Origin of the sequence: Tardiphaga sp. 866_E4_N1_4 (assembly GCF_052076075.1) — a bacterium.
GTDB lineage: Bacteria > Pseudomonadota > Alphaproteobacteria > Rhizobiales > Xanthobacteraceae > Tardiphaga > Tardiphaga robiniae.
Window position 1 is genome coordinate 6,356,786 of sequence record NZ_CP197242.1, and the last position, 25,558, is coordinate 6,382,343.

Sequence of the window (25,558 nt, forward strand, 5' to 3'; positions counted from 1 at the left end):
ATTTCTGCGTGGCCCTGCAACGTCTGTAAGGCGTATTGCCCAGTGACGTGCTGCAATGCACTTTGCCTGGCAGGCAGGCGGACATTCTGCCGGAGCGCTTGAGGGGAGATTCGGTGCAGACGACACTGCTCGGCCTGGCAATTGCATTTATCCTGGCGCTGGTTGCTGCTCTGGTCGGGCCCTATTTCGTCGACTGGAATCAGTTCCGCCCGCAATTCGAGGCTGAAGCCACGCGCGTGGTCGGTGCGCCCGTTCGCGTCAGCGGCGGGCTGGAGGCGCGGCTGCTGCCGGCGCCGTCGTTACGGCTGCAGTCGATCACGGTGGGCAGTCCCAACGATCTCGGCAGGATCCGTGCAGACAATCTCGATGTGGAATTCAGCCTGAGTTCGTTGATGCGCGGCGAATGGCGCGCGACAGAACTTACCATCGGCGGCGCTGCTGTCGATCTCGGCCTCAATGCGCAGGGGCGTATCGAACTTCCAGCTTCCACCGGGCCATTCAATCTTGGCGCGCTGGCGATAGACCGGTTGAACGTCACCGGTCGCGCCGCACTCCATGATGCTGCGAGCAAGAGCACGCTCGAACTCTACGACGTCGCCTTCAGCGGCGATGTTCGCTCATTGGCGGCCGGCGCCATGCGCGGTGATGGCAATTTCCTGTTGTGGGGCGCGCGTTATCCGTTCCGTTTGTCCTCCGGGCCGACCGGCGACGGCAACGGCACGCGCGTTCGTTTTACTGTGGATCCCGGCGAGAAGCCCTTGTCCGTCGATCTCGATGGCGTGCTCAACTTCGACAATCGCACGCCACGCTTCGATGGCGCACTGACTCTCGCAAGCCCGGCCGGTCTGAAGGCGAATGGCGCGGGCGATCAACTGCCAACGCCGTGGCGCGTCTTCGCCAAGGTCAAGGCCGATCCGGCCGCTGCGCATATGGAAGCGCTTGAAGCCAGCTATGGCGCGGAGGACACCGCGTTCAGGTTTGCTGGTCTCGCCGACATGCGCTTTGGCACCTCGCCGCTACTGCATGCGATGCTATCGGCAAAGCAGCTCGATGCCGACCGCATGCTTTCCAGAAATAATGCGGCCAACGATGCCATCACAACACCGTTGCCGGTGTTACGCAGGCTGCTGGCGAGCATTCCGTCTGCGCCTTTGGCGACACAGATCGAGATCGGCGTGGAGCAGATCATGGTCGGCGGAAAGCCTGTGCAGAATATCGGCGCTGACCTGCGTAGCGATGCAGCAACATGGACAGTCGATCGTCTCGAATTTCGTGCGCCAGGCGCGACCCGCGTCACGTTGAGCGGCGGCGCAGCGCAGTCTGGTGCATCGGATGGCTTCAAGGGGGCCATCGCGGTCGAATCGTCCGATCCGGATACGCTTGCTGCGTGGCTCAAGGGCCGAACAGACATTGGCTTGCGCAATCAGAAGCCGCTACGCATTCGCGGCAATGTCACTTCGGTGTCCAATCGCTTGGCCATCGAGGCACTCAAGGCGGAGATCGACGGCGGTACGGTCGAAGGCCGTGCTGCATATTCGTATCCCTCAGCCGCTGGCGGTTCGCGCTTTGATGCGGACCTGAAGGCTGACAGGTTGGATCTCGACGCGGCAGCGGCCTTGATCCGATCGCTTGGTGAGCCGCAGGCCGAGTGGCCGGATGCAGGGCAGGTGTCACTCGATATCGCGCGTGCTGTGTCAGCCGGGCAGGAGATGCGCCCGTTCGTGGCGCAACTGGCCTACAGCCCAAAGATGATCTCGGTCGATCGCTTCAAAGTCGGTGAAGCCACCGGCCTGATGCTCGACGGCCGCGCTTCGTTCGATCGCATCGAGGCCACGGGCGGACTGACACTCAACGCCACGTCCGCATCGATGAGTCAGATCAGCAACACGCTCGCGCCACTGGCGCCGTCTGTTGCGTCGCGGCTCAGCGCCATGACCGCGACGCCCGGCGTGGTTCGCGTCAAACTGTCGCTCGATCTGGCAAAGGATCCACAACGCGCCGATCGGACAAATGCGCGCGCCGTGTTCGATATCGATGCGCCGCAAGTGAAGGGGACGACGACGTTGACCGCATCTCCTCCCTTAGCGGCGATGCGCGGCGTCGACCCCAATGAGCTGTCGCGCAGCGATGTGACACTCGAGTCTAAATTAGTCGGGCAGGGCGGGCAACTTCTCGCATTGTTGGGCCTGAGTAACGTGATCGCCGCAAGCGACGCCGTTGTGAATTTCGAAGGATCGGCAAAAGGACAATGGCGCGCGCCGCTGCGTGTCACGGCAAAACTGTCCGGCTCGGATGTCGATGCCGATGTTCAGGGTAGTGCAGAACCTTGGGCGGGATCACCGAAAGCATCGCTCGCGCTTGCGATACGTCGCGCCAATCTGGCGCCGCTGGTCGCTTTCAAGCCGTCGGATACGGCTGCGCAGAATGTCAGCCTGTCATCGCGGCTCACGTTGAACGGCGACAAGGTTACGTTGGAAGATATCGACAGTACGTTGGCTGGCTCACGCGTGCGCGGCCATATCACGCTGACGCTGGGTGCCGAGAAAGCCGTCGATGGTCAGATCGGCATGGATACGATCGAACTCGGGCCGGCCTTTGGTCTCGCTGTGGGCACGCGAGGGCGCGATGTTACGGACCCGCTTGGACGTGGCGTGCTGCAAGGATGGCGTGGACAATTGGCCTTTCAGGCGTTGCGCGGGACGTTGCCCGGCGGTGTTGAATTGCGTCCTGTCAGCGGCATCGTGAAGAGCGACGGGCAGGCCCTGACGATCGATACGATCAAAGGGTCTGTCGGTGGCGGCGAAATCACGGCTGATGTCGATCTCAAGCCATCGATCACCGGATATGCGCTTGGCGCCCGCGTGCAATTCTCCGGCGTAGATGGAGCGGCGTTGCGCTATCGCTCTCTGACAATGCCCGCGGGCAAGACGTCGCTGCGGATGACGCTGGCCAGTCAGGGGCGCAGTGCCTCGGCTCTGGAAGGCGCATTGTCCGGCAGTGGATTGCTGACGATCGACGGGGCGCGCGTCAATGGCCTCGATCCACGTGCCTTCGACATTGCCATTCGCGCCAGCGATTCTGGGCAAGCCACGAATGACGTTAAGTTGCGTCAGATTGTCGATACCGCGATCACCGGCGGTGCGTTGTCCGTAACTTCGGTGCAGGTCCCGTTCAGTATCAAGGATAGCCGCCTGCGCGTTGGCGCGACGACGCTCGATGGCGAAGGAGGGCGTGCGATCGTGTCAGGAGGTTACGATATCGTTGCCGACCAGGTGGATATGCGCGCGACATTGACCGGCACGAGCGCGGGGACGTCGAGCGTTCGACCGGAAGTTCAGATCTTCGCGGTGGGAACGCCTGACAAGCTTGATCGCACGCTAGATGTGGCGGCGTTATCATCCTGGCTCGCAGTGCGCGCAATCGATCGCGAGACGCGCCGGCTTGATTCGCTTGAACGCGGTGAGTTGCCACCGGCGGCTGTGCCCGTTGCCGTTCCTCCGCCGTCCGCCTCGCTGCCCGTCGACACGCAGACGCCTGCGAGCGATCCACCGACAGCCTCTGCGCCCTCCGATGTGCTTCTTCCCGGTCGCGATCCGCGCCGTCTTGCGCCGAAGGCTGCTACGCCTCGTCCTGCGACACCGCCTGTTGCAAGTCAGCAGGTTGCGCCGCTGCCAGCACCCATTGAAGTTCGTCCGGCACCCGGTGCTGCGCGCGCACCAAGGCCGAGGCCCGCGCCTCCGCTAGTACTGACACCGCCGACCGCGAGTTCAGCGCGGCCGACGTTCTGACGATGACTCAGCAAACACAACCGGCGGCGAAGCGATTCGCTTAAGGTCGGCTGTGTTTACGCCGAGAGATTGTGCTCCGGCATCCGCTGTTGCGGAACGGCACGTGTACGGAAGTAATCGAGCACGAACAGCCGAATCGCGGACGACAAATTGCCCTGCTGACGGTTTGTGTCGATCTCACCAACCAGCTCGGAAAGCGTCATGTCGCGAAGATTCGAAATCTCCTTCATGCCGTTCCAAAACGCCTCTTCGAGACTCACGCTGGTCTTGTGACCCGCAACAACGATCGATCTCTTAACTACGGGCGATTTCATGATGCGTCCTCGCCATCGATGTGATGCTGATCCAGCACGTTGTTCGCACGGACTGTGCGCTGCTCCTGCAATGTTCGTTCTGACTTAGTTCGTCCGAAGCGCGCACGGTTTATATCGGCTTGTTTTGCCGATTCCTCTCGTGCAGCGCGCTTCTTGAAGCGATTGAGATTGATCAGGTCACCCATGATCGCTCCTGTCTTTAAAAAATGATGGGGCGGGAAACGTCGTCTTCACCATCCAGTAGTTGTACGAGACGAGGGTGAATTCGGTTTCGGTATCCATCCTAAAATATTCTCCGTAGTTCCAAACAAGCTCCGCAGAAAAATGAAGTCATCTACGAAGCGTAACCAGATCACCTTCTGCTGTATCACAAAGAAAAACGCGTCTGATATGCGACCATTCTAACCATTTAGCAGATATGAATTATAACTATTTCCTTCTGGAGTTATTCTCAACAAGCTGTGAGCAAATATTCTTGCTTACCCAGGATGTATCATTTTGGCCGGCTGAACAAGAAGATCGAACTCTGCTGCACTAACAAAACCGAGCCGCAGCGCTTCCTCCTTCAATGTCGTTCCGTTTGCATGGGCAACCTTAGCTACTTTCGCCGCGTCATCGTAGCCGATTTTCGGTGCGAGTGCAGTCACGAGCATCAGTGATCGTTCCATCAACTCATGAATTCGTTTTTCATCGGCGCGAATGCCGTTGATGCAGTGCTCTGTGAAGGATCGCGCAACGTCTGCCATCAATTGGATGGACTGCATCATGCAATGGGCCATCACCGGCTTGTAGACATTGAGCTCGAAGTGACCCTGACTGCCGGCCACCGTAATTGCCGTGTGGTTACCGAATACCTGACAGCATACCATTGTCATTGCTTCACATTGTGTCGGATTTACCTTTCCAGGCATGATCGATGAGCCAGGCTCGTTCTCCGGAAGTATCAATTCGCCAAGTCCGGAACGCGGGCCAGATCCGAGCAGTCGGATGTCGTTTGCAATTTTAAATAGACTTGTTGCAACCGAGTTGATCGCACCGTGTGCAAACACATAGGCGTCGTTTGATGCGAGTGCTTCGAATTTGTTCGGTGCAGTGATGAAAGGCAGCTTGGTAACTGTTGCTGCGTGCTTCGCGAACAACTTCGCAAAACGAGGCTTGGAGTTGAGGCCGGTCCCGACTGCAGTTCCACCTTGGGCGAGCGGGTAGAGATCCTTCAGGACGCTTCGTAGGCGTTTGATGCCGCTTTCGGTCTGTGCGGCATAGCCTGAAAACTCCTGCCCGAGCGTGAGCGGCGTCGCGTCTTGTGTATGCGTACGTCCGATCTTCACGATCTTTGCGAAGGCTTTTTCCTTCTTGCGCAACGCAGCATGTAGTTCGCTTAGTGCGGGGATGAGGTACTCAACAATACCCTGCGTTGCCGCAATGTGCATCGCAGTCGGAAACGAATCGTTGGACGATTGACTCATGTTGACATGGTCATTGGGATGCACGGGCTTCTTGGCGCCGCGTTCACCGCCAAGAAGCTCGTTCGCACGATTGGCAATGACCTCGTTGAGATTCATGTTGGTCTGCGTGCCGGAGCCGGTTTGCCAGACGACCAGTGGGAAGTGATCATCCAGCTTCCCGTCGATGACTTCGCGTGCTGCGCTCACAATGGCCTTTGCAAGCTTGGGCTCGAGAAGTTTGAGTTCGCGATTGGTTTCGGCCGCTGCCAGTTTGACGATGCCGAGCGCGCGAATGATCGGCATCGGCATGCGATCGTGACCGATCTTGAAATTCTGTCGCGACCGTTCCGTTTGCGCTCCCCAATAACGATCCGCTGCGACCTCGATCGGACCGAAGCTGTCGGTTTCGGTGCGGGTGGTGGCGGTGGTGGAGGTCTTCGAGGATTTGGCCATGGGTACGGTCCTTGCGATGGCGCGCTCCCTGCAGAGACTTTTGGCGGGTGCGGCGCATAAGAATGGGGCCGCGCGAACGCGGCCCCGGCACCTTACAACGTCTTGCGATTATTTTTTCCGGAAGCGGTCTAAACGGACGACTTCTGCACCTTCGCCCGATTTTGGCGGTTCTTCCTCTGAAGCAGGCACGGGCGGAGCTGGAGGGGCGGCGAGAGCAGATGCCGCAGTGGCTGCGGATGTCGCACCGGCAGCCGGGGTCTCTACAGCGGTTTCGGTTTCGAACTGCAGGCCGAACTGCACCGAGGGGTCGTAGAAACTCTTGATGGCGTTGAACGGCACGACGAGGCGCTCGGGGATTCCGTTAAAGGACAGGCCCACCTCGAAGCGATCTTCGGTAACCACGAGATCCCAGAACTGATGCTGCAGGATCACCGTCATTTCCTCTGGATACTGGGCCAGCAGGCGCGGCGAAAGTTTGACGCCGTCAGCCGTTGAAACGAAGGTGATAAAGAAGTGGTGCTCGCCCGGCAGGCCGTGCTCGGCAGCGTCGATCAGCACGCGGCGCAGAACGCCACGGAGGGCGTCGCGCGCCAGCACATCGTATCGAATATGATCGGTTGCCATCGGTCGGTCCCGTCGCTTGTCTTGGTCATGGCCATATATGGAGTGAGGGCGAGGCCGGAGGCCGACTCGCATCACATACTGTTCTGTCTATTCTATCCCGGTCTTGACCCGAGGTCAGCAGCCGGAAAAGCTGGCGCCCTCTATATATGACGCAAATTGGACGCGATACAGCCGGGCGGTCATTTCAACCGCCGATTGGCGTGGAAACAGGCAAAAATCGATTGGCCCGATGGGCGGATGGCCCTAGTTCTGGACCATGCGTCCAAGTTCACCACAGGCTGACGCCCCAGTTGCGGAACTCGCGTCGGCATCGCCACCGGGACTGCTGACGCTATTCCTTGCCTTTGCGAAGATGTCCCTGGCCGGTTTTGGAGGCGTTCTGGTCTGGGCGCGCCGGGCGATCGTCGAGCAGCACGGCTGGATGACGCCCGACGAATTCAATGAGACTTTCGCACTTTGCCATTTCTTGCCGGGGCCGAATATCGTCAATCTGTCGGTGGTGTTCGGGGCGCGGTTTCGCGGTGTGCCTGGCGCCATTGCAGCCTTTGCGGGATTGCTGGGGCCGCCCGTGGTCATCGTGACCATTCTGGCGATCCTGTATGCACACTTTGGGGATATCGAAGCGCTGCGGCGCACACTGGCCGGCGTATCTTGCGCTGCGGTCGGACTCCTGTTCGCTGTGATTTTCCGAATGATGCTGCCGCTTCTAAAGAAGCGTGAGCCCGTCAGCCTGGCGCTGTTGGTCGCGATTTTCGTCGCAGTTGGCGTGATGCGATGGCCGTTGCCGACAGTCCTTCTGGTGTCGATTCCCGTCAGCATCGGCCTGACCATCGTGATGCGACGGCGGGCGGCCGCATGAGCGACACGAACTCCGGATCGCTGTTCACGCTGGCCTGGTCGTTCGGGCTGATGTCACTCTTTGCCGTTGGCGGCGCCAATTCGGCCATTCCCGAAATTCATCGGCTCGCGGTCGATGTTAACCATTGGATGTCCGACAAGCAGTTCGCCGATGTGTTTGCGATCTCGCAGCTGTCGCCGGGGCCGAACGTTCTCATTGTGACGCTGATCGGCTATCAGGTTGCCGGCATCATGGGCGCAGTGGTCGCAACGCTGGCCATGTGCGGGCCGACAGCTGTGTTTGCTTATTATGTCAGCCAATTGCTTTCGCGGTCGGGCCACGCCCAATGGCCGGGAATCGTACAGGCAGCGCTGGTGCCCCTATCCATAGGTCTCATGAGCGCCAGCGGGCTGGTTCTGCTGTTCGCTTCCGACACCACCTGGGCGGCGTTTCTGGTAACGGGGAGTGCCGCCGTTTTGGCGTTTGCCACGCGGCTTAACCCGCTATGGTTGCTAGTTGCCGGAGGCCTTATTGGTTTCGCTGGCGTTCTCTGACGAAAATCGCTAGCAAGCTTGACCACGGAGCCGTTGGGCGGTCTCCGAACGATGATGTTTGGGCTACAAGCTCGTGACAGGGGAACGTACCAATGAGTGATGCGCCGAGCCATGCGCCGGAGAAATCCATCTTACCGAGCTGGGTCAAAGGCCCGCAGGACTTTATCGGCGGCATCGCATTGATGGCCATCGCAGCCTTCGCGCTGTGGGCTTCCAGCGATCTTCAAGGCATGCACGGATTCTCCTTCGGCGCAGGTACTGCGCCGCGGATGTTCGGTGTTCTGCTGCTGGCCCTCGGTGCAGGGGTAACGGTCGTCGGTGTGCTCACGGAAGGTCCAAGGCTCGCTGTCTATGCCTGGCGCGGACCGCTGTTCGTATCGCTGGCGATTCTGTGCTTCGCACTCTGCATTCGTCCGATGGGCATGGTCTTTTCTGCAATGGCATCGTTCCTGATCGCAGCGCTCGGCACGGCCGAGACGCAATGGAAGGAAACGATCATCGTCGGCGCTTGCCTCACGGCATTCTGCGCTTTGCTATTTCCGTACGCGCTTGGTCTGCCGCTGCAGATGTGGCCGACGTTTCTGATCCGCTGAGGGCGAGGGCGCTATGGGTGATCTGTTTTCAAATCTCGGTCTTGGCTTCTCGACCGTTTTCCAGTTCGTGCAATGGGCGCCGCCGTTCCTGGGCGGATTGTCGATCCCGCTTCCGATCAATATTCTACTCTGTCTGATCGGTGCGCTAGTCGGTACGCTGGTCGGCGTTCTGCCGGGCATCGGCACCATTGCCACGGTGGCCATGCTGCTGCCGATCACCTTCGGCCTGCCGCCGGTCGGCGCACTGATCATGCTCGCGGGCATCTACTACGGCGCGCAATACGGTGGTTCGACCACGTCGATCCTGGTCAATATTCCGGGTGAAGCGGGTTCCGTCGTGACTGCGCTCGACGGCTTCCAGATGGCGAAGCAGGGCCGTGCCGGTCCGGCACTCGCGATTGCAGCAATCGGCTCGTTCTTTGCGGGTTGCGTTGCGACGGTCCTTATCGCTGTGCTCGGCGCGCCGCTCACCAAGCTCGCGCTTGCGTTCGGTCCGGCAGAATACTTCTCGCTGATGGTGCTCGGCCTGATCTTCGCCGTGGTGCTTGCCAAGGGCTCAGTGCTGAAGGCGATCGCGATGATCGTGTTCGGTCTGCTGTTGTCCATGGTCGGCTCTGACATCGAGACCGGCGCGTCGCGTATGTCGTTCAACATTCCTGAACTCGCCGACGGTCTGGGCTTTGCCACGGTCGCCATGGGCCTGTTCGGTTTTGCTGAAATCATCCGCAATCTGGATGCCGGTGGCGAAGAAGATCGCGACCTCGTGCAGCAGAAGGTCACGGGCCTGATGCCGACCAAGAAGGACTTGAAGGACTCCGCGCCGGCAATTCTGCGCGGCACGGTGCTCGGCTCCATTCTCGGTATTCTGCCGGGTGGCGGCGCGGTCATCGCGTCCTTCGCGGCCTATACGCTTGAAAAGAAGCTGTCGAGGAATCCGGAGCGGTTCGGCCGTGGTGCCATCGAAGGCGTTGCCGCACCGGAAAGCGCGAACAATGCTGCAGCGCAGACATCGTTCATTCCGCTGCTCACGCTCGGCATTCCGCCCAACGCGGTGATGGCGCTGATGGTCGGCGCGATGACCATTCATGGCATCGTGCCCGGTCCGCAGGTCATGCAGAAGCAGCCCGAACTGGTCTGGGGTATGATCGCCTCGATGTGGATCGGCAACCTGATGCTGCTCGTGATCAACCTGCCGCTGGTCGGCATCTGGGTCCGACTGCTCCGCGTGCCGTATCGGCTCATGTTCCCGTCGATCGTGGTGTTCTGCAGCATCGGCATCTATTCGGTGAACAACGCGCCGATGGACGTGGTGCTCGCAGGCGTGTTCGGTTTGCTCGGCTATTGGCTGATCAAGCACGACTTCGAACCGGCTCCACTGTTGCTCGGCATGGTGCTCGGGCCGCTGATGGAAGAGAACCTGCGTCGTGCGCTGTTGATCTCGCGTGGCGACGCGACGGTATTTTTCACCCGTCCGTTGTCGGCCAGCCTGATGGCAATCTCGGCGTTCCTGCTGGTCCTCGCTCTGCTTCCCGCACTGCGAAAGAAACGCGACGAAGTCTTCGTCGAATCCGAGAGCTGACGAATCTCTCCACGCATCTGCGTCGTTACGCCACGGCCCGAAGTCGAATAGACTTCGGGCCTTTGCCTGTATTCAGTCCCGCGACTGTCGTTATTTTCGCGGCAAAAACATTTTCGGAGGAAACCAAATGAAGCTGTTCAATCGCAGAGTTGCGATCAGTGGCTTGGCGGCCGTCGCCGGCTTCGGCGCACTGGCAACCACTGTTCAGGCGCAAGAATACCCGACGCGCAACATCACCATGATCGTGCCGTTCGCGGCCGGTGGCCCCACCGACGTCATCGCGCGCATCGTCGCTGCCGATATGTCGAAGACGCTCGGCCAGCAGATCATCATCGAGAACGTCGTCGGCGCTGGTGGCACGACCGGCGCGACGCGTGCAGCGCGCGCGGCCAATGACGGCTACACGATCATCACCGGCCACATGGGCACCCATGCTGCGGCCGTGCCGCTCTATCCGAAGCTCGCTTATCACCCTGAGAAGGATTTCGAGCCCGTCGCGCTGCTGGCGGGCACGCCAATTCTGATCCTGGCGAGGAAGGATTTCGCACCGAAGGATCTCAAGGAGTTCGTCACCTATGTGAAGGCCAACAGCGACAAGTTGAACATGGCCCATGCCGGCGTCGGTTCTGTGTCGTATTCGTCCTGCGAATTGCTGAGCTCGGTTTTGGATATCAAGCCGACCGGTGTGCCGTTTAATGGCACCGGTCCGGCGATGAACGCACTGGTCGGTGGTCAGGTCGATTATATGTGCGACCAGATCGTCAACGCGGTTCCGCAGATCAAGGGCGGCACCATCAAGGCTTACGCCATCGCGACGCCCGATCGTAACCCGTCGCTGCCGGACGTCCCGACCACCATCGAAGCCGGTCTGCCGAAGTATCAGGCCTCGGCCTGGAACGCGATCTTCGCGCCCAAGGGCACGCCTGCCGCGATCACCGCCAAGTTGAACGCCGCGGCCGCCAAGGCGCTGGACGACGAGAACGTCAAGAAGCGTCTGCTCGACCTCGGCTCGGACATTCCGAAGCCGGAAGCCCGCACCCAGGCTGCGCTCGGCTCGCTGGTGAAGAGCGAAGTCGAAAAGTGGTCGGCGGTATTGAAGCCGGCGATGTAATCGGAACCGGCTAACCGGTTGATTCCAAGGGCTGGATCCCAACGGATCCAGCCCTTGCCGTTAGCGGCGCGGGGATACACTTTTTCGGGTATAATCCGGGAATCGGCGTGTCCGACCACCGGCCGAGGCGATAAGTTCGCCCGCTCACGAGCCCGCAAGATCGACCATGAACCAGTATCACGACCTGCTAGAGCGAATCCTGAGCGACGGTGCGGAGAAGCATGACCGCACCGGCACGGGCACGCTGTCGGTGTTCGGCCATCAGATGCGCTTCAAGCTCAGCGATGGCTTCCCCGTCCTGACCACCAAGAGGCTGTCGCTGAAGGCGATCATCCACGAGCTGCTGTGGTTTTTGGCGGGCGATACCAACATCAAATATCTCAAGGACCACGGCGTCTCGATCTGGGATGAATGGGCGGACGCCAATGGCGATCTCGGTCCGGTCTATGGATCGCAGTGGCGCTCGTGGCCAACAGCAGACGGGCGCAGCATTGATCAGATCGCCAATGTCATCGACATGATCAAGCGCAATCCGGACTCGCGTCGGCTGATCGTGACGGCGTGGAATCCCGCCGAGATCGACAAGATGGCGCTGCCGCCGTGCCATTGCCTGTTCCAGTTCTATGTCGCCGACGGCAAGCTGTCCTGCCAGCTCTATCAGCGCTCGGCAGATGTTTTCTTGGGCGTGCCCTTCAACATCGCCTCCTACGCGCTGCTGACGATGATGATCGCGCAGGTCACGGGCCTCAAGGCTGGCGACTTCATCCATACGCTCGGCGATGCGCATCTCTATTCCAACCATCTGGAGCAGGCGCGGCTGCAATTGACGCGGCCGACGCGTGCGCTGCCGGTGATTAAGATCAATCCGGACGTGAGGGACATCTTCGCGTTCCGCTATGAGGACTTCACCCTCGAAGGCTACGATCCGCATCCGCACATTAAGGCGGAGGTCGCCGTTTGACCGCAACGACGGCTGCCCCTCAGATCGTCTTGGTCTATGCCGTTGCCGAGAACGGCGTGATCGGGCAGGGTAATGCCATTCCATGGCGGCTGAAGTCGGACATGCAGCGCTTGAAGGCGCTGACCATGGGCAAGCCGATTGTGATGGGGCGCAAGACATACGAGTCGTTTCCGAAGCGACCGCTGCCGGGACGCACCAATATCGTAATCACGCGCAATGCGGGCTATCAGGCCGCGGGAGTCGTCGTCACCACGTCGCTTGCCGATGCACGCGCGGTGGCGACTGGCGATGCGCTGCGGCGTTTGGTCACTGAGATTGCGGTGATCGGCGGCGCCGAGATCTATGCCCAATGGATGGGGATCGCCGACCGTCTCGAAGTCACCGAAGTTCACGCGCAGCCGACTGGCGATACCTTTATGCCGCCGGTCGATCTCACTGTGTGGGAAGAAGTGGCGCGCGTCAGGAACGCGGCGGCGGGCGAGGACAGCGTCGATTTCTCCTATGTGACATATTGCCGGAGAGCGCCCCGTTAACCGCGTTTTCCGCCCGTTAACATTGACTTTCGTGGCCTCAGGCATAGCTCCAGCGATCAAGAACCCCGCGTTGTAAGAGCTGGGGTCGTCCCCTATAAAGCCATGCAGATGTGGCGAGACCGGTATGTCCGGCCGCGCAGAGGAGAGTGTTGAATGCCGTGGAAGAATCAAGGCGGAGGCCCATGGGGCTCTGGTCCGAAGGGACCCTGGGGTTCTGGTCCGCAATCATCCGGACCGAGGCCGCCTGATCTTGAGGATCTGCTGCGCAAGGGGCAGGACCGTCTGCAGTCGATGCTGCCCGGCGGCTTCGTCAGCGGCATGGGAATCGCGCTCGTGCTCGCCGTGGCCCTCGTGATCTGGGGTCTGTCCGGTTTCTTCCGCGTGCAGTCCGAAGAGCTCGGCGTCGTGCTGCGCTTCGGCAAGCATGTCCGCACCGTGCAGCCCGGCCTGAACTATCATCTGCCTTATCCGATCGAGACCGTGCTGTTGCCGAAGGCGCTGCGCGTATCGACCCTGTCGGTCGGCATGTCGATCCTGGAAGACACCGGTCGGCGTGGCCGCACCATCCGGGATGTGCCGGAAGAGAGCCTGATGCTGACCGGCGACGAGAATATCGTCGATGTCGATTTCACCGTATTGTGGCGCATCAAGCCCGACGGTGTCGGCAACTTCCTGTTCAACATCCAGAACCCCGAAGGCACCGTGAAAGCGGTGGCCGAGAGCGTGATGCGTGAAGTGGTTGGCCGCGCCAACATTCAGCCGATCCTCACCGGCGCGCGTACGACAACGGAAGCCAGCGTCCAGGACCTGATGCAGAAGACGCTCGACGGCTATAGCGCCGGCGTCCTGATCCAACAGGTCCAGCTGCAGAAGGTCGATCCGCCGGCACAGGTGATCGATGCATTCCGTGACGTGCAGGCGGCACAGGCCGACGCCCAGCGTCTGCAGAACGAAGCCCAGACCTACACCAATCGCGTCGTTCCCGATGCGCGCGGTCGCGCTGCGCAGATCCTGCAGGTCGCCGAAGGTTATCGCGAACAGGCGATCGCCGAAGCCAAGGGCCAGAGCGCGCGCTTCCTGAAAGTGTATGACGAGTACAAGAAGGCGCCGGACGTGACCCGTCAGCGTATCTATCTCGAAACCATGGAGCGGATCTTCGGCGGTGCCGAGAAGCTGGTCTATGACGGCGGCCAGGGCGCCGGTGCTTCGCAAGGCGTCGTGCCTTATCTTCCCTTGAATGAACTGACGCCGCGGCGTCAGCCTCCGGCGCCATCTGGTCAGCCTCAGCAGAGCGGGAGCACCCGATGAAAACCGGCATCTCAGGTATCGTTGCACTGATTGTAGTGCTGGTGCTGGTCATCGTGGGCTTTGGCTCGATCTATACGGTGCGCCAGACTGAACAGGCCCTCGTGGTGCGGCTCGGCGAGCCCGTCCGCGTGGTCACCGAGCCCGGTCTGAACTTCAAGATCCCGTTCATCGACAGCGTGATCTCGATCGACAAGCGCATCCTCGATCTGGAAAACCCGGCGCAGGAAATCATCGCCAACGACCAGCGTCGTCTGGTGGTCGATGCCTTCGCTCGCTACAAGATCAAGAACGCGCTGCGCTTCTACCAGAGCATCGGGTCGATCCAGGCGGCGAACATCCAGTTGACCACGCTGCTCAACGCGGCCATGCGCCGTGTGCTCGGCGAGGTCACCTTCATCCAGATCGTTCGCGATGACCGCGAAGGTCTGATGAACAAGATACGCGATCAGCTCGACAAGGAAGCCGATGGTTACGGCATCTCCGTCGTCGACGTTCGTATCCGCCGCGCCGATCTGCCGGAAGCCAACAGCCAGGCAGTGTATCAGCGTATGCAGACCGAGCGTCAGCGGGAAGCCGCTGAATTCCGGGCTGGCGGTGGCCAGAAGGCGCAGGAGATTCGCTCCAAGGCCGATCGTGAAGCAACGGTCATCATCGCCGATGCGAATTCGACGGCTGAACAAACCCGCGGTGCCGGCGACGGCGAGCGCAACCGTCTGTTCGCTGAATCCTACGGCCAGGATCCGGAGTTCTTCGCGTTCTATCGCTCGATGACGGCTTACGAGAACGGATTGAAGAGCAACGACACCCGCTTCCTGCTGCGGCCGGATTCGGAGTTCTTCCGCTTCTTCGCCAATCCGTCGGGAAAGCCTCCCGCGGCAAAGCCGCAGTAACGGCGTCACTGGTTAAGCTTACGCGGATACCTGTTTTGCGTTCGCTGCCACTCTGATCTAAAGGATGAGGCGCGCCATCGTGGCGCGCCTCATTTGTTTTCAGAAAAGCGCCAAGAAAACTGCCAAGAAACTGCGGCCAGGGTGCGAACGTTCGGGAGTTGAAGTCGGATGAGGTCCATAGCGTTTGCCGACTTCCTCATCGGCATCGGAATCCTGTTCGTATTCGAAGGCATCCTGTTCCTGGCATTTCCCGGATGGATGCGCCGCGCGATGAAGAGTGCGCTGCAAAGCCCTGACAACATCCTGCGCATTGCCGGTCTGGTCTCGGCTGTTGGCGGCCTGATCCTGATCTGGGCGATCCGGCGCTAGCGGCGGCTCATAATCTCTCCGGGGCGTCCGAAAAAGCTCTGCCCGATCAACGCGATCGTTCACGTTTACGTCCGCATTCCGCCGCAATCCACGTCCCAGATGGGCCAGCCGGATGGCCCGCGCGAAGGCTTGCGCGATGTCGCCGTTCGGGCGCACTCTCAGTCAAATTTGCCGACTCTCTTTTGGAGACGTTTCCGACATGTCCATCGCGATTCCAGCCCTGCGCCCCGCTCTGAGCCGTGGTCTGCGTCCGCTGCTGGCGGCCCTTGCCTTTGGTACCGCGGTCGCCACGTTTTCCGCGCCTGCCTCGGCCCGTGGGCCGGATGGCATCGCCGATGTTGCCGAGAAGGTGATCGATTCCGTGGTCAATATCTCGACCACCTCGACCGTCGAGGCGAAGAACAGCGACAAGGGGGAGGGCGGTGGCCGCGGGGCAATGCCGCAACTGCCGCCAGGCTCGCCGTTCGAGGAGTTCTTCGACGACTTCTTCAAGAACCGGGGCGGGCGTCCCGGCGGCGACAAGAATGGCGGGTTGCAGCCGCGCAAGACCAATTCGCTTGGCTCCGGTTTCATCATCGACACCTCGGGTGTCGTGGTCACGAACAACCATGTCATCGATGGTGCCGACGAGATCACCGTCATCATGAATGACGGCACCAAGATCAAGGCGGAGCTGGTCGGCGTCGACAAGAAGACCGATCTGGCGGTACTGAAGTTTACCCCGGTGAAGCCAGTGGTCGCCGTCAAGTTCGGCGACAGTGAGAAGCTGCGGCTTGGCGAGTGGGTGATCGCGATCGGCAATCCGTTCTCGCTTGGTGGTAGCGTCACTGCGGGTATCGTCTCGGCGCGCAACCGCGAGATCAGCAATAACAGCCCCTATGACAGCTACATCCAGACCGACGCCTCGATCAATCGCGGTAACTCGGGCGGTCCGCTGTTCAACCTCGAGGGCGAAGTGGTCGGCGTGAACACGCTGATCATCTCGCCCACCGGCGGCTCCATCGGCCTCGGCTTCGCCGTGCCGTCGAAAACCGTGGTCGGCGTCATCGAGCAGCTGCGCGAATACAAGGAAGTCCGCCGCGGCTGGCTCGGCGTGCGCATCCAGCCGGTGACGGACGAGATCGCCGAGAGCCTGAACATCAAGCCCGCCCGCGGTGCGCTGATCGCCGGCGTCGACGACAAGGGCCCGGCCAAGCCTGCCGGCCTTGAGCCTGGCGACGTGGTAGTCAAGTTCGATGGCCGCGACGTCAAGGAGCCGAAGGACCTGTCGCGCATCGTTGCCGGCACTACCGTCGGCAAGGCCGTCAATGTGCTCATCATTCGCAAGGGCAAGGAAGAGACCAAGCAGGTTACCCTCGGACGTCTCGAGGATGACAAGCCGGTGCAGGCCTCGATCAAGGCCACGCCGGAAGCCGAGAAGCCGGCGACGCAGAAGGCGCTGGGCCTCGACCTCACGGGTCTCAGCAAGGATCTGCGCACCAAGTACAAGATCAAGGACAGCGTGAAGGGTGTCATCGTGACCGGCGTCGATGCCGGCTCCGACGCCGCCGAGAAGCGCCTGGCTGCCGGCGACGTCATCGTCGAGGTCGCGCAGGAAGCGGTCACCAATGCCGCCGACGTCAAGAAGCGCGTCGATGCCTTGAAGAAGGACGGCAAGAAGTCGGTGCTGCTGCTGGTGTCGAATGCCGAAGGTGAACTGCGCTTTGTGGCGCTGAGCGTGCAGTAGGGCTCTTCTCTTATCCCTCCCCAAAGCGGCGCAGCCGCGCGGTGGGGAGGGTGGATCGACCGCGGAGCGGTCGAGACGGGTGGGGTCTTTCCCCATACTCCGTCCTTCGTGGGGAGAGACCCCACCCCGGCGTCCACTTCGTCGATGCTACGCATCGTCTCGCTCGGCCGACCCTCCCCACTGCGCGGCTACGCCGCTTGAGGGAGGGATCGCGACCGCCTGCGCGTCTCAGCGTCTTCGAACGTCAAACAGCCACGGCTCTTCAGACATGCGTCATCACCCCCATTGTTTGCGGCGCGGGGGCGCCGTCGTTTCTTGCATTCCCACCCCCTTGTGAGAGGGCGTGCGGAACGCCGGGTGCCCGTTGCACCCTTGGGCCTGATGCCGATGCGGTCTTCCGCAAGGATAATGCATCAGGACTTTCGGAGGCGCCGAGCGATTGCCCGACGTTCCGCCTGCGGTGTTTTTTCGGTTGCTTGCACTTTGCCTCAGCGAACGATCCGATCACCGAATTAAAGTCCCAAGGCGATGGGAAGGGAGCCTCAAGCGACTAGGCCGAGCGCGTTTCGAGTTGGTCGTCCGTCACACTGTCCAGGAGTCTTTCCATCCGAAGGTCGGCCGTCTCCTTGCCAGTGGCAGTGCTGGCGCAGATCCGTCCTGCCCGAAGACAGACGTCGCCCCATGAACCGCGTAACGCCGCATCTCCGGCGTCCACCGCATCCCACCCCGCGAACGTGAGGATCGCGATCGCCCCTCTCGGTGGGGCTGGACGAAGGAGAAAATAATCCAGATAGGTATATTATCAATTCAAGATAGGGAAAAATGTTTGATGCGGCTCCACGTCTCGCCCCCAAACTGTCATTCCAGGGCATGGCGGGACGATACGCGGACGAATGCGCGCCCTGCTGGGCGTGGTATCGATGGCCTCTCTGCCCCGGAAGACCTGCGCCATGACGCCCGCGCAGCGGCGCTTGCTAGTGTGGCGTCTGAACGATCAGCCGAAGGCACTTCATGAATTGCTTTTCGGCTCCCTTGGGGAGTCTTTGCAGGATAGCTCGCTCGACTGACGCGTCCCGTGTCATGACGCGATTCAGCATGGCTGCGCCGTCAGGTGCTAGAAACAGCTCATAGGCACGTCGATCTCCGGGCGCCGGTCGCCGCTCAAGCAGGTGTCGCTCCACCAGTCGTTTCACCATTTCGGCGACGGTATTGCGATCCAAGAAAAGATGCTCGGCAAGCATGTTCTGGCTGAGGCCGGGACGTTGGTAGATCGCAACCAGTGTCGCCTTTTGCCGCGGCGTAATCCGCTCATCGGCAAACTCGCGCGAGAACCGTTCCTCAGCGGCAAAATGTGCCCTGCGCAATAAATGCGACACGACGTCTTCGAGTCGAAAGCGGTCGAGGATGGACCGCACCGGCGCTGTCAGCGCGGCCTCGGCGCCACGGGATGGCAGGGACGATGCGGAAGCCTTGCCGGTCGCCGTTCCGCGCGATGGGCCCGACATCCTGCTTCGGCGTTTGGTCGTTGTTCTGGTCATGGTGGTCCGACACGATCTGCAGATACTGCCGTACGAGCGATCACATCGCGATGCGCGAATAGGCAGTTCACGCTCTAGCATTGCGTAGAAAGCCCAACAAGACAGCAGCAGACTTCGGTTCTTCGATACGAGCTGTGACTTCTGCTGACTTCAGGTAGCCGGTGCGAGTTCCGTTTTCTTGACAGTAGTTGGGGCAATCGCTAGCTTTTGATAAGCGACGTATACGTACAAATTTGCGAGATGCTGCATGACGTGCGACGAAGCGAGAGAATCATGACGACCGATCCTCGCGCAGTTGTCGTGGAGGGCATGGCAACGCCGCGCGGCCGCTATCCGCACGTCAAGCGTGCCGGTGACCTGGTCTTCGTTTCCAGAACAAGCTCGCGACGCGCTGATAACACGATAGCCGGCGCCAGCGCCGACGGCATGGGAACGGTGACGGTCGATATCCGGTTACAGACCCGCGCGGTGTTCGAGAATATTGCAAGGATACTAAGCGAGGTCGGCGGCGGACTGTCTGATATCGTCGAAGTCAGCACGTTCCTCGTCAATATGAACGACTTTGGCGGGTACAACGACGTGTACGCCGAATTTTTCGACTCCGACGGTCCCGCGCGGACGACGGTCGCCGTTCACCAGCTTCCGCATCCGCATCCGCATCTGCTGATCGAGATCAAGGCTATCGCCTGCCTGCCGCAATCCCGCACCTGACCTTGTCCGGAGGATTACCCATGCCCATGACACGCCGCCATCTCTTGCAGGGCGTCGCCGCTTCAGCCGCACTCTGGAGCGGTCGCGCGTTGGCGCGGCCATCGCTCGCCCGGATCATGGTCGGCTTCGCGGCCGGCGGGACGCTCGATGTGATCGGCCGCCGGCTCGCCGATCAGCTCGGAGGGAATTTTGCCGACTCGGTCATCGTCGAAGGTCGTACTGGCGCTGGTGGTCGCATCGCGATCGACGCCACCAAAACTGCCACGCCTGACGGCACGACCATTGTGCTCTCGCCATCCTCGCCGATCGTGATCTTTCCGCATGTTTATACGAAGCTGAGCTATGATCCGGTCGCCGATCTTATTCCGATCACGCCGGTCTGCTCGAATGCGCAAACCTTCGTCGTCGGGAAGGCCGTTCCTGAAACGGTCAAGACACTGCAGGATTTTATTGGCTGGGCCAAAGTCAACAAGACGTTCTATGCCACGCCGGCTGCCGGCTCGATCATGCATTTCCAGGGTTGGGCCTTTGCCCAGCAGGCCGGCATCGAGATGACTCATGCGCCCTATCGCGGAATGGCGGCGATTGTGCCGGACCTGCTGTCGGGCACGATGGCGACATCGATGGCGGTGACCGGCGACATTCGCCAACATGTGGAGTCGGGAGCGCTGCGCGCGCTTGCGGTCACGAGCGCGCAGCGATCGCGCTTCTTGCCGAATGTGCCTACATTCGCCGAGCTCGGTTTTGACCAGGTCACCGGAGTTGATTGGTACGGGCTCTTCGCACCCGCCAAGACGCCGCAGCCGATCGTCGAACAATTGCAGCAAATGGTTCACGCTGCGATGAAGGCGAAGCCGGTCGCAGAATTTCTCGAGCAAATGGGATTTGACGGTTACACGCTCGATTCCAAGCAGCTTGCGAGCCGCATTCAGGAGGAGACAGCGCGCTGGGCTCCGGTCGTCAAACAATCAGGATTTCAGCTCGACAATTGAGTTCCTGGACGAGAGCGCTGCCGTGACTGCCGCTTCGACCGTGCTGACGGTGGTCGCGGCTCCCGGCATGCGCCGGTGCCACGGAAACAGCCAGCTTTCTCGCAGGAGCGCGTCCCCTGCCTGAAAAGCAGGGGTTTCGGAGTGAGCCTCAGCTCACGAACTCTGCGCGCTTGTAGCCCTGCGCATAGAGCAATGCCGTGAGATCGCCGTGGTCTATCCGAGCTGCTGCGGCCGCGGCCACCGCGGGCTTGGCGCGATAGGCGACGCCGAGGCCTGCATCCTGGATCATGGCGAGATCGTTGGCACCATCGCCGACAACTATGGTGTCGAGATTGTCGAGATCGAAGGACTCGCGCAGCTCGACCAGCGTTGCGAGTTTCGCGGCCTTGCCGAGGATCGGCTCCGCGACGGTGCCTGTCAGCTTGCCATCAGCGACATGCAGCACGTTGGCGCGGTTTTCCTGGAAGCCGACGAGTTCTGCAACCTTGGCTGTGAACAGCGTGAAGCCGCCGGAGACGAGGCAGGTATAGGCGCCATTGGCGCGCATGGTCTGCACCAGCTCGCGGCCGCCCGGCGTCAACGTGATGCGCGAGGCCAGCACCTCATCGACGACGCCGACCTTCAGATCCTTCAGGAGCGCCACGCGTTCGCGCAGTGCCGGCTCGAATTCGATCTCGCCGCGCATGGCGCGTTCGGTGATCGCGGCGACATGAGCCTTGAGGCCGGCGAAATCGGCAAGCTCGTCGATACATTCCTGGCCGATCATGGTGGAATCCATGTCGGCGAGAAAAAGCTTCTTGCGGCGGTCGCTGACAGGCTGCACGACAACATCGATCGGCATGTCGCCGCGGGCTGCGCGCAGGCGGTCGCCGAGCGCGAGCATGTTGTGGTCGCTGGCGAACAGGATGTCGGCAGCGACGCCGTCGCTCAGCCAGTGCGCCTCGGTGTCGCCCGGCAGAAGTGCGCGCAGACCGTCGACCACCGTGCTATCGAGAGCGGGATTGGCGGGGTTGCAGATCAGGGTCGCAACGAGAGACATGACGTGAGTTCCAGTCCGGACAACAGAGCGCTGCTTATCGCAGGGCCGACCGCCAGCGGCAAGTCGGCGCTGGCGCTGGCCGTGGCGCGCGCGCGGGACGGCGTGGTCATCAATACCGACAGCATGCAGGTCTATCGCGACCTGCGTGTGCTGACGGCGCGGCCGACGGTCGAGGAAGAAGCGCAGGCGTCGCACCGGCTCTATGGCACGGTCGATGCCGCGGTGAATTTCTCCGCCGGCGCCTGGGTGGAGGAGGCGGCGCGGGTGCTTGCCGAGGTCCGGACGCAAGGCAAACTGCCGATCTTCATCGGCGGCTCCGGACTATACTTCAAGGCGCTGACGCGCGGGCTCTCGGCAGTGCCGCCGGTCGCCGCCGAAGTGCGCGACGATGTCCGCGCACGCCTGGAGAAGGATGGGCCGGAGGCCTTGCACGCGCAGCTCGCTCTGGTCGATCCGATCTCCGCTGCGCGACTCAATCTGCGCGATCGCACGCGCATCGCCCGCGCGCTGGAAGTGATGGAAGCGACCGGGCGATCACTCACCGACTGGCACGGCGACGGCCTGCCGCCGCTGCTGCCGCCGGGCACATTCACCGCGATTTTTCTCACGCCGGAGCGCGACGAACTCTATGCGCGGATCGATGCGCGGTTCGAGCGGATGCTGCGGGCAGGGGCGCTCGACGAAGTTGCCGCACTGGCCTCGCGTGGGCTCGATCCGCTGCTGCCGGCGATGAAGGCGCATGGCGTGCCAGCGCTGATCCGGCATCTGGCCGGCGAGATATCGCTCGAAGATGCGGCAGTGATCGGCCGCGCCGATACAAGGCACTACGCCAAGCGGCAGTTCACCTGGTTTCGGCATCAACTGCCCGAGTTTGAATGGATGACGCCGGAGGCTGCGGAAGCCTGGCCCGGGTGAGCAGAGTCACATCCGGGGGAGCCGCCCATCTTGCGGCTCCTGTTCCCGGATGACGTCAGAAGATGGATCGCGGTCCGCCTTCATAACGATGGGACTGCTCGGTCCGTTGCGGCGCCGCGACGGAGTCGAACGCGTTCTGCGGCAGCGCGGCGGCGCTCATTGCGGCCGCATGGGCTTCGTCGGGCCAGTAGCGCTGGTCCGATATCGTCGTACCGGCAAAAGCCGGGCTGGAGATGACTGCAAGTGCCAGCGATGCGGATAGCAGAAGACGTTTCGTTGTCATGGCTCTATTCCCTTGAAAGACGTCGCCCTTGTCCGGGGAGATGCGCGGCCGGTCATAGGAATTCCAGAGCGCCCCGGCTGGTTTTGCATAGGCGTGGTGTGGGGCCCGCCGGCAAGCGGGCGTAGCCTGGCTGGGATCAGGCGGCGGGAGCATATCAGCCCGCCCGATTTTTCTGCTCGCCGAACACCAAAGACCCGGCTAGGCTCTAAAATCAGCGCGATCACAGCAACTTCCCTTGACATCCCCCGTTTGCTGGCTATGTTTCGCGCAAGTTTTGAAAAGTCGGACTGATCCTGTGCGCAACAAAGTTACAAATCTCGTTATTATCGTGGTACCCTGGCACACCGCCGGGGGTAGCTGACGGCTACCCACGAACCGAGCGGTGTGCACAGGGTCCTGAACGGGCCCTTTTTTATTGTCTGAACTTCAAGCTTTCCGAACCCAGCGACCATCCAGACCAAGCCGCGCCGCAGAGCGCATCCGGAGCGAACCATGAGCGACAGCAAGCCTCACGATCCCAATCAGATGACCGGCGCAGCGATGATCGTGCGCGCGCTTGCGGATCATGGCGTCAAGCACATCTTCGGCTATCCCGGCGGTGCGGTGCTGCCGATCTATGACGAGATCTTTCAGCAGTCCGAGGTTGAGCACATTCTGGTCCGTCACGAGCAGGGCGCTGGCCATGCCGCCGAAGGCTATGCGCGCTCTACCGGCCTGCCGGGCGTCGTGCTGGTGACGTCCGGTCCGGGCGCCACCAACATGGTGACGCCGCTAGCCGACGCGCTGATGGATTCGATCCCGCTGGTCTGCATCACCGGACAGGTCCCGACGCATCTCATTGGTAACGATGCGTTCCAGGAATGCGACACCGTCGGCATCACGCGGCCCTGCACCAAGCACAACTGGCTGGTCCGCGACGTCAACGATCTCGCCAAGGTGCTGCATGAGGCCTTCTACGTCGCCACCACCGGCCGTCCGGGTCCGGTTGTCGTCGACGTTCCGAAGGACGTGCAGTTCGCCACCGGCACCTATCATCCGCCGCGCAAGTCGGACGTCCACATCTCCTATGCGCCGCGCGTGAAGGGCGACGCCAATGCGATCCGCAAGGCGGTGTCGCTGCTGGCTGGTGCCAAGAAGCCGATCATCTATTCCGGCGGCGGCGTCATCAATTCGGGTCTCGCGGCCTCGAAGCTGCTGCGCGAGCTGGTCGAGGTCACCGGTTTCCCGATCACCTCGACGCTGATGGGCCTCGGCGCCTATCCGGCGTCCGGCCCGAACTGGCTGGGCATGCTGGGCATGCACGGCACCTATGAGGCCAACATGGCAATGCATGATTGCGACGTCATGCTGTGCGTCGGCGCGCGCTTCGACGACCGTATCACCGGACGTACGGACGCGTTCTCGCCGAACTCGAAGAAGATCCACATCGACATCGACCCGTCCTCGATCAACAAGAACATCCGTGTCGATATCCCGATCATCGGCGATTGCGGCAATGTGCTGGGCGACATCCTGCAGGTGTTCAAATCCGAGGCGAAGAAGCCGGACACCAAGGACTGGTGGAAGACCATCGCCACCTGGCGCGCGCGCAATTCGCTGGCCTACAAGACGAACAGTGATGTGATCCTGCCGCAATTCGCGATCCAGCGTCTATTCGAGGCGACGCGCGGCCACGACACCTACATCACCACTGAAGTCGGCCAGCATCAGATGTGGGCCGCGCAGTTCTTCGGCTTCGAGGAGCCGCATCGCTGGATGACATCAGGTGGTCTGGGCACTATGGGCTACGGCCTGCCGGCGGCATTGGGCGTGCAGGTTGCACATCCGGATTCGCTGGTCATCGATATCGGCGGCGATGCCTCGGTGCAGATGACGATGCAGGAAATGTCGGCGGCGGTGCAGCACGAACTGCCGATCAAGATCTTCATCCTGAACAACCAGTATATGGGCATGGTGCGCCAGTGGCAGCAGCTGCTGCATGGCAACCGTCTGTCGCATTCCTATTCGGAAGCGCTGCCTGATTTCGTCAAGCTTGCTGAGGCCTATGGCGGCGTCGGATTCCAGTGCAGCAAGCCCGGCGATCTCGACGGCGCGCTGCAGGAAATGATCAAGGTGAAGAAGCCGGTGCTATTCGACTGCCGCGTTGCGGCGCTGGAGAACTGCTTCCCGATGATCCCGTCCGGCAAGGCGCATAACGAAATGCTGCTGCCGCTGGAAGCCAATGACGAAGCTACGGCTGCGGCGTTCGCGGGCGGCAAGGCGTTGGTGTGAGGCAGATAACACAGGCCCTCATCCTGAGGAGCCGCACTCTTGTGCGGCGTCTCGAAGGATGAGTGTCCAAGCTCATTGTTCGAGACGCGCGAAGCCGCGCTCCTCACCATGAGGGATGTAACATCGTGGCGAAAGCCAAACGAGACTTCGACAGGGAACGACAATGGAACAGCCTGCCTCCGCCTATTTCATGGAAGAGCGTCACGATCCCAACGAGACGCATACGCTGACGGTGCTCGTCGCCAACGAGCCGGGCGTGCTCGCGCGCGTCATCGGGCTTTTTTCGGGCCGCGGTTACAACATCGAAAGTCTCACGGTGTCGGAGACCGAGAGCCACAAGCACGTCTCGCGCATCACCATCGTCACCACGGGCACGCCGATGGTGATCACGCAGATCAAGCATCAGCTCGATCGCATGATTCCGGTGCATCGCGTCGTCGACATGACGCTGACCGGCCGCTCCATCGAGCGCGAACTGGCGATGGTCAAGTTGCGCGGCACCGGCGAGCATCGTGTCGAGGCGCTGCGGCTCGCCGAAGCGTTTCGTGCGCGCGTCATCGACGCCACCATCGAGAGCTTCGTGTTCGAGATCACCGGCAATACCGGCAAGATCAACCAGTTCATCGACCTGATGCGGCCGCTTGGCCTTGTCGAGATTTCGCGCACCGGCGTCGCCGCCATCAGCCGCGGACCGGAGGGGATGTAGCCTCCGCGCATCGCAAT

The 25,558-nt window shown here is 61.4% G+C and carries 24 protein-coding genes; 17 read left to right on the plus strand and 7 right to left on the minus strand.

The annotated features are described in order from the left end of the window. The first annotated feature begins 113 nt into the window (after positions 1 to 113). The gene (locus AB8B20_RS30500; protein WP_439070834.1) at positions 114 to 3,788 is read left to right on the plus strand and encodes an AsmA family protein; all 3,675 of its coding nucleotides are present in this window, start codon (positions 114 to 116) and stop codon (positions 3,786 to 3,788) included. Between the two features lie 56 nt (positions 3,789 to 3,844). Here the strand turns inward: AB8B20_RS30500 and AB8B20_RS30505 are convergent, their stop codons facing one another. From AB8B20_RS30505 to AB8B20_RS30520, 4 genes are all read right to left on the minus strand, one after another. Further along, positions 3,845 to 4,102, minus strand: coding sequence for a ribbon-helix-helix domain-containing protein (locus AB8B20_RS30505; protein ID WP_068734045.1), 258 nt, complete (start codon positions 4,100 to 4,102; stop codon positions 3,845 to 3,847). Next, positions 4,099 to 4,287: a DUF4169 family protein gene (locus AB8B20_RS30510; RefSeq protein WP_439070835.1), complete on the minus strand. Its 189-nt coding sequence runs from the start codon at positions 4,285 to 4,287 to the stop codon at positions 4,099 to 4,101. Before AB8B20_RS30510 ends, AB8B20_RS30505 begins: the two co-directional genes overlap by 4 nt. Before the next feature lie 294 nt (positions 4,288 to 4,581). Continuing rightward, positions 4,582 to 6,000: a class II fumarate hydratase gene (gene fumC / locus AB8B20_RS30515; RefSeq protein ID WP_439070836.1), complete on the minus strand. Its 1,419-nt coding sequence runs from the start codon at positions 5,998 to 6,000 to the stop codon at positions 4,582 to 4,584. Positions 6,001 to 6,108: 108 nt separating this feature from the next. Next, the gene (locus AB8B20_RS30520; RefSeq protein WP_439070837.1) at positions 6,109 to 6,624 is read right to left on the minus strand and encodes an SspB family protein; all 516 of its coding nucleotides are present in this window, start codon (positions 6,622 to 6,624) and stop codon (positions 6,109 to 6,111) included. A 256-nt stretch (positions 6,625 to 6,880) separates the two neighbouring features. Here AB8B20_RS30520 and AB8B20_RS30525 point away from each other — a divergent pair, with 256 nt between their 5' ends. From AB8B20_RS30525 to AB8B20_RS30575, 11 genes are all read left to right on the plus strand, one after another. After that, the gene (locus AB8B20_RS30525; RefSeq protein ID WP_439070838.1) at positions 6,881 to 7,483 is read left to right on the plus strand and encodes a chromate transporter; all 603 of its coding nucleotides are present in this window, start codon (positions 6,881 to 6,883) and stop codon (positions 7,481 to 7,483) included. After that, entirely contained in the window at positions 7,480 to 8,016 is a 537-nt protein-coding gene (locus tag AB8B20_RS30530) for a chromate transporter (RefSeq protein ID WP_439072984.1), read from the plus strand. The genes AB8B20_RS30525 and AB8B20_RS30530 overlap by 4 nt, the downstream gene beginning before the upstream one ends. Positions 8,017 to 8,108: 92 nt before the next feature. Beyond that, the gene (locus AB8B20_RS30535; protein WP_439070839.1) at positions 8,109 to 8,609 is read left to right on the plus strand and encodes a tripartite tricarboxylate transporter TctB family protein; all 501 of its coding nucleotides are present in this window, start codon (positions 8,109 to 8,111) and stop codon (positions 8,607 to 8,609) included. A 13-nt stretch (positions 8,610 to 8,622) separates the two neighbouring features. Further along, complete coding sequence (locus AB8B20_RS30540) at positions 8,623 to 10,188, plus strand: tripartite tricarboxylate transporter permease (RefSeq protein WP_439070840.1); 1,566 nt, start codon at positions 8,623 to 8,625, stop codon at positions 10,186 to 10,188. A 127-nt stretch (positions 10,189 to 10,315) separates the two neighbouring features. Continuing rightward, positions 10,316 to 11,299 carry a tripartite tricarboxylate transporter substrate-binding protein gene (locus AB8B20_RS30545; RefSeq protein ID WP_439070841.1) on the plus strand — a complete coding sequence of 328 codons (984 nt, stop codon included), beginning with the start codon at positions 10,316 to 10,318 and terminating at the stop codon, positions 11,297 to 11,299. 166 nt (positions 11,300 to 11,465) lie between these two features. Continuing rightward, positions 11,466 to 12,260, plus strand: a complete 795-nt coding sequence (locus tag AB8B20_RS30550; RefSeq protein WP_439070842.1) for a thymidylate synthase — start codon at positions 11,466 to 11,468, stop codon at positions 12,258 to 12,260. Further along, a complete protein-coding gene (locus AB8B20_RS30555; protein ID WP_439070843.1) occupies positions 12,257 to 12,793 on the plus strand; it encodes a dihydrofolate reductase in 537 nt (178 codons plus the stop codon). The genes AB8B20_RS30550 and AB8B20_RS30555 overlap by 4 nt, the downstream gene beginning before the upstream one ends. Before the next feature lie 153 nt (positions 12,794 to 12,946). Then, positions 12,947 to 14,101 carry an FtsH protease activity modulator HflK gene (hflK, locus tag AB8B20_RS30560; RefSeq protein WP_116660754.1) on the plus strand — a complete coding sequence of 385 codons (1,155 nt, stop codon included), beginning with the start codon at positions 12,947 to 12,949 and terminating at the stop codon, positions 14,099 to 14,101. Continuing rightward, the gene (gene hflC / locus AB8B20_RS30565; protein WP_068734024.1) at positions 14,098 to 14,991 is read left to right on the plus strand and encodes a protease modulator HflC; all 894 of its coding nucleotides are present in this window, start codon (positions 14,098 to 14,100) and stop codon (positions 14,989 to 14,991) included. The genes hflK and hflC overlap by 4 nt, the downstream gene beginning before the upstream one ends. A 168-nt stretch (positions 14,992 to 15,159) precedes the next feature. Then, positions 15,160 to 15,360: a DUF2065 domain-containing protein gene (locus tag AB8B20_RS30570; RefSeq protein ID WP_068734021.1), complete on the plus strand. Its 201-nt coding sequence runs from the start codon at positions 15,160 to 15,162 to the stop codon at positions 15,358 to 15,360. A gap of 199 nt (positions 15,361 to 15,559) precedes the next feature. Further along, a complete protein-coding gene (locus AB8B20_RS30575) occupies positions 15,560 to 17,086 on the plus strand; it encodes a Do family serine endopeptidase (RefSeq protein ID WP_439070844.1) in 1,527 nt (508 codons plus the stop codon). Between the two features lie 974 nt (positions 17,087 to 18,060). Here AB8B20_RS30575 and AB8B20_RS30580 read toward each other — a convergent pair. Beyond that, positions 18,061 to 18,624: a MarR family winged helix-turn-helix transcriptional regulator gene (locus AB8B20_RS30580; RefSeq protein ID WP_439070845.1), complete on the minus strand. Its 564-nt coding sequence runs from the start codon at positions 18,622 to 18,624 to the stop codon at positions 18,061 to 18,063. A 240-nt stretch (positions 18,625 to 18,864) separates the two neighbouring features. On the opposite strand from AB8B20_RS30580, the gene AB8B20_RS30585 reads away from it, so the two are divergent. Continuing rightward, positions 18,865 to 19,335: a RidA family protein gene (locus AB8B20_RS30585; RefSeq protein ID WP_439090637.1), complete on the plus strand. Its 471-nt coding sequence runs from the start codon at positions 18,865 to 18,867 to the stop codon at positions 19,333 to 19,335. 20 nt (positions 19,336 to 19,355) lie between these two features. Next, positions 19,356 to 20,327, plus strand: coding sequence for a Bug family tripartite tricarboxylate transporter substrate binding protein (locus AB8B20_RS30590; RefSeq protein WP_439070847.1), 972 nt, complete (start codon positions 19,356 to 19,358; stop codon positions 20,325 to 20,327). Between the two features lie 148 nt (positions 20,328 to 20,475). Here AB8B20_RS30590 and serB read toward each other — a convergent pair whose 3' ends face one another. Beyond that, positions 20,476 to 21,366, minus strand: coding sequence for a phosphoserine phosphatase SerB (gene serB, locus AB8B20_RS30595; RefSeq protein ID WP_439070848.1), 891 nt, complete (start codon positions 21,364 to 21,366; stop codon positions 20,476 to 20,478). 3 nt (positions 21,367 to 21,369) lie between these two features. On the opposite strand from serB, the gene miaA reads away from it, so the two are divergent. Then, positions 21,370 to 22,281 carry a tRNA (adenosine(37)-N6)-dimethylallyltransferase MiaA gene (gene miaA, locus AB8B20_RS30600; protein WP_439070849.1) on the plus strand — a complete coding sequence of 304 codons (912 nt, stop codon included), beginning with the start codon at positions 21,370 to 21,372 and terminating at the stop codon, positions 22,279 to 22,281. 55 nt (positions 22,282 to 22,336) lie between these two features. On the opposite strand, the gene AB8B20_RS30605 is transcribed toward miaA, so the two are convergent. Further along, complete coding sequence (locus AB8B20_RS30605; RefSeq protein ID WP_439070850.1) at positions 22,337 to 22,564, minus strand: hypothetical protein; 228 nt, start codon at positions 22,562 to 22,564, stop codon at positions 22,337 to 22,339. Positions 22,565 to 23,056: 492 nt separating this feature from the next. On the opposite strand from AB8B20_RS30605, the gene AB8B20_RS30610 reads away from it, so the two are divergent. Together AB8B20_RS30610 and ilvN are read left to right on the plus strand one after the other, a co-directional pair. After that, positions 23,057 to 24,835 (plus strand): acetolactate synthase 3 large subunit, encoded by a 1,779-nt coding sequence (locus tag AB8B20_RS30610; protein WP_439070851.1) that lies wholly within the window; start codon positions 23,057 to 23,059, stop codon positions 24,833 to 24,835. A 163-nt stretch (positions 24,836 to 24,998) separates the two neighbouring features. Beyond that, the gene (gene ilvN, locus AB8B20_RS30615) at positions 24,999 to 25,541 is read left to right on the plus strand and encodes an acetolactate synthase small subunit (protein WP_068738461.1); all 543 of its coding nucleotides are present in this window, start codon (positions 24,999 to 25,001) and stop codon (positions 25,539 to 25,541) included. Positions 25,542 to 25,558 lie beyond the last annotated feature (17 nt).

Excerpts from the sequence above, each read along its gene's own strand:
- AB8B20_RS30575 (WP_439070844.1), top strand. The coding sequence starts at position 15,560 with ATGTCCATCGCGATTCCAGCCCTGCGCCCCGCTCTGAGCCGTGGTCTG.
- ilvN (WP_068738461.1), top strand. The coding sequence starts at position 24,999 with ATGGAACAGCCTGCCTCCGCCTATTTCATGGAAGAGCGTCACGATCCC.
- AB8B20_RS30580 (WP_439070845.1), bottom strand. The coding sequence starts at position 18,624 with ATGACCAGAACAACGACCAAACGCCGAAGCAGGATGTCGGGCCCATCG.
- hflK (WP_116660754.1), top strand. The coding sequence starts at position 12,947 with ATGCCGTGGAAGAATCAAGGCGGAGGCCCATGGGGCTCTGGTCCGAAG.
- AB8B20_RS30510 (WP_439070835.1), bottom strand. The coding sequence starts at position 4,287 with ATGGGTGACCTGATCAATCTCAATCGCTTCAAGAAGCGCGCTGCACGA.
- AB8B20_RS30590 (WP_439070847.1), top strand. The coding sequence starts at position 19,356 with ATGCCCATGACACGCCGCCATCTCTTGCAGGGCGTCGCCGCTTCAGCC.
- AB8B20_RS30530 (WP_439072984.1), top strand. The coding sequence starts at position 7,480 with ATGAGCGACACGAACTCCGGATCGCTGTTCACGCTGGCCTGGTCGTTC.
- AB8B20_RS30570 (WP_068734021.1), top strand. The coding sequence starts at position 15,160 with ATGAGGTCCATAGCGTTTGCCGACTTCCTCATCGGCATCGGAATCCTG.
- AB8B20_RS30520 (WP_439070837.1), bottom strand. The coding sequence starts at position 6,624 with ATGGCAACCGATCATATTCGATACGATGTGCTGGCGCGCGACGCCCTC.
- AB8B20_RS30545 (WP_439070841.1), top strand. The coding sequence starts at position 10,316 with ATGAAGCTGTTCAATCGCAGAGTTGCGATCAGTGGCTTGGCGGCCGTC.
- AB8B20_RS30610 (WP_439070851.1), top strand. The coding sequence starts at position 23,057 with ATGAGCGACAGCAAGCCTCACGATCCCAATCAGATGACCGGCGCAGCG.
- AB8B20_RS30585 (WP_439090637.1), top strand. The coding sequence starts at position 18,865 with ATGCTGCATGACGTGCGACGAAGCGAGAGAATCATGACGACCGATCCT.
- AB8B20_RS30550 (WP_439070842.1), top strand. The coding sequence starts at position 11,466 with ATGAACCAGTATCACGACCTGCTAGAGCGAATCCTGAGCGACGGTGCG.
- AB8B20_RS30535 (WP_439070839.1), top strand. The coding sequence starts at position 8,109 with ATGAGTGATGCGCCGAGCCATGCGCCGGAGAAATCCATCTTACCGAGC.
- fumC (WP_439070836.1), bottom strand. The coding sequence starts at position 6,000 with ATGGCCAAATCCTCGAAGACCTCCACCACCGCCACCACCCGCACCGAA.
- serB (WP_439070848.1), bottom strand. The coding sequence starts at position 21,366 with ATGTCTCTCGTTGCGACCCTGATCTGCAACCCCGCCAATCCCGCTCTC.
- AB8B20_RS30505 (WP_068734045.1), bottom strand. The coding sequence starts at position 4,102 with ATGAAATCGCCCGTAGTTAAGAGATCGATCGTTGTTGCGGGTCACAAG.
- AB8B20_RS30525 (WP_439070838.1), top strand. The coding sequence starts at position 6,881 with ATGCGTCCAAGTTCACCACAGGCTGACGCCCCAGTTGCGGAACTCGCG.
- AB8B20_RS30540 (WP_439070840.1), top strand. The coding sequence starts at position 8,623 with ATGGGTGATCTGTTTTCAAATCTCGGTCTTGGCTTCTCGACCGTTTTC.
- hflC (WP_068734024.1), top strand. The coding sequence starts at position 14,098 with ATGAAAACCGGCATCTCAGGTATCGTTGCACTGATTGTAGTGCTGGTG.
- AB8B20_RS30605 (WP_439070850.1), bottom strand. The coding sequence starts at position 22,564 with ATGACAACGAAACGTCTTCTGCTATCCGCATCGCTGGCACTTGCAGTC.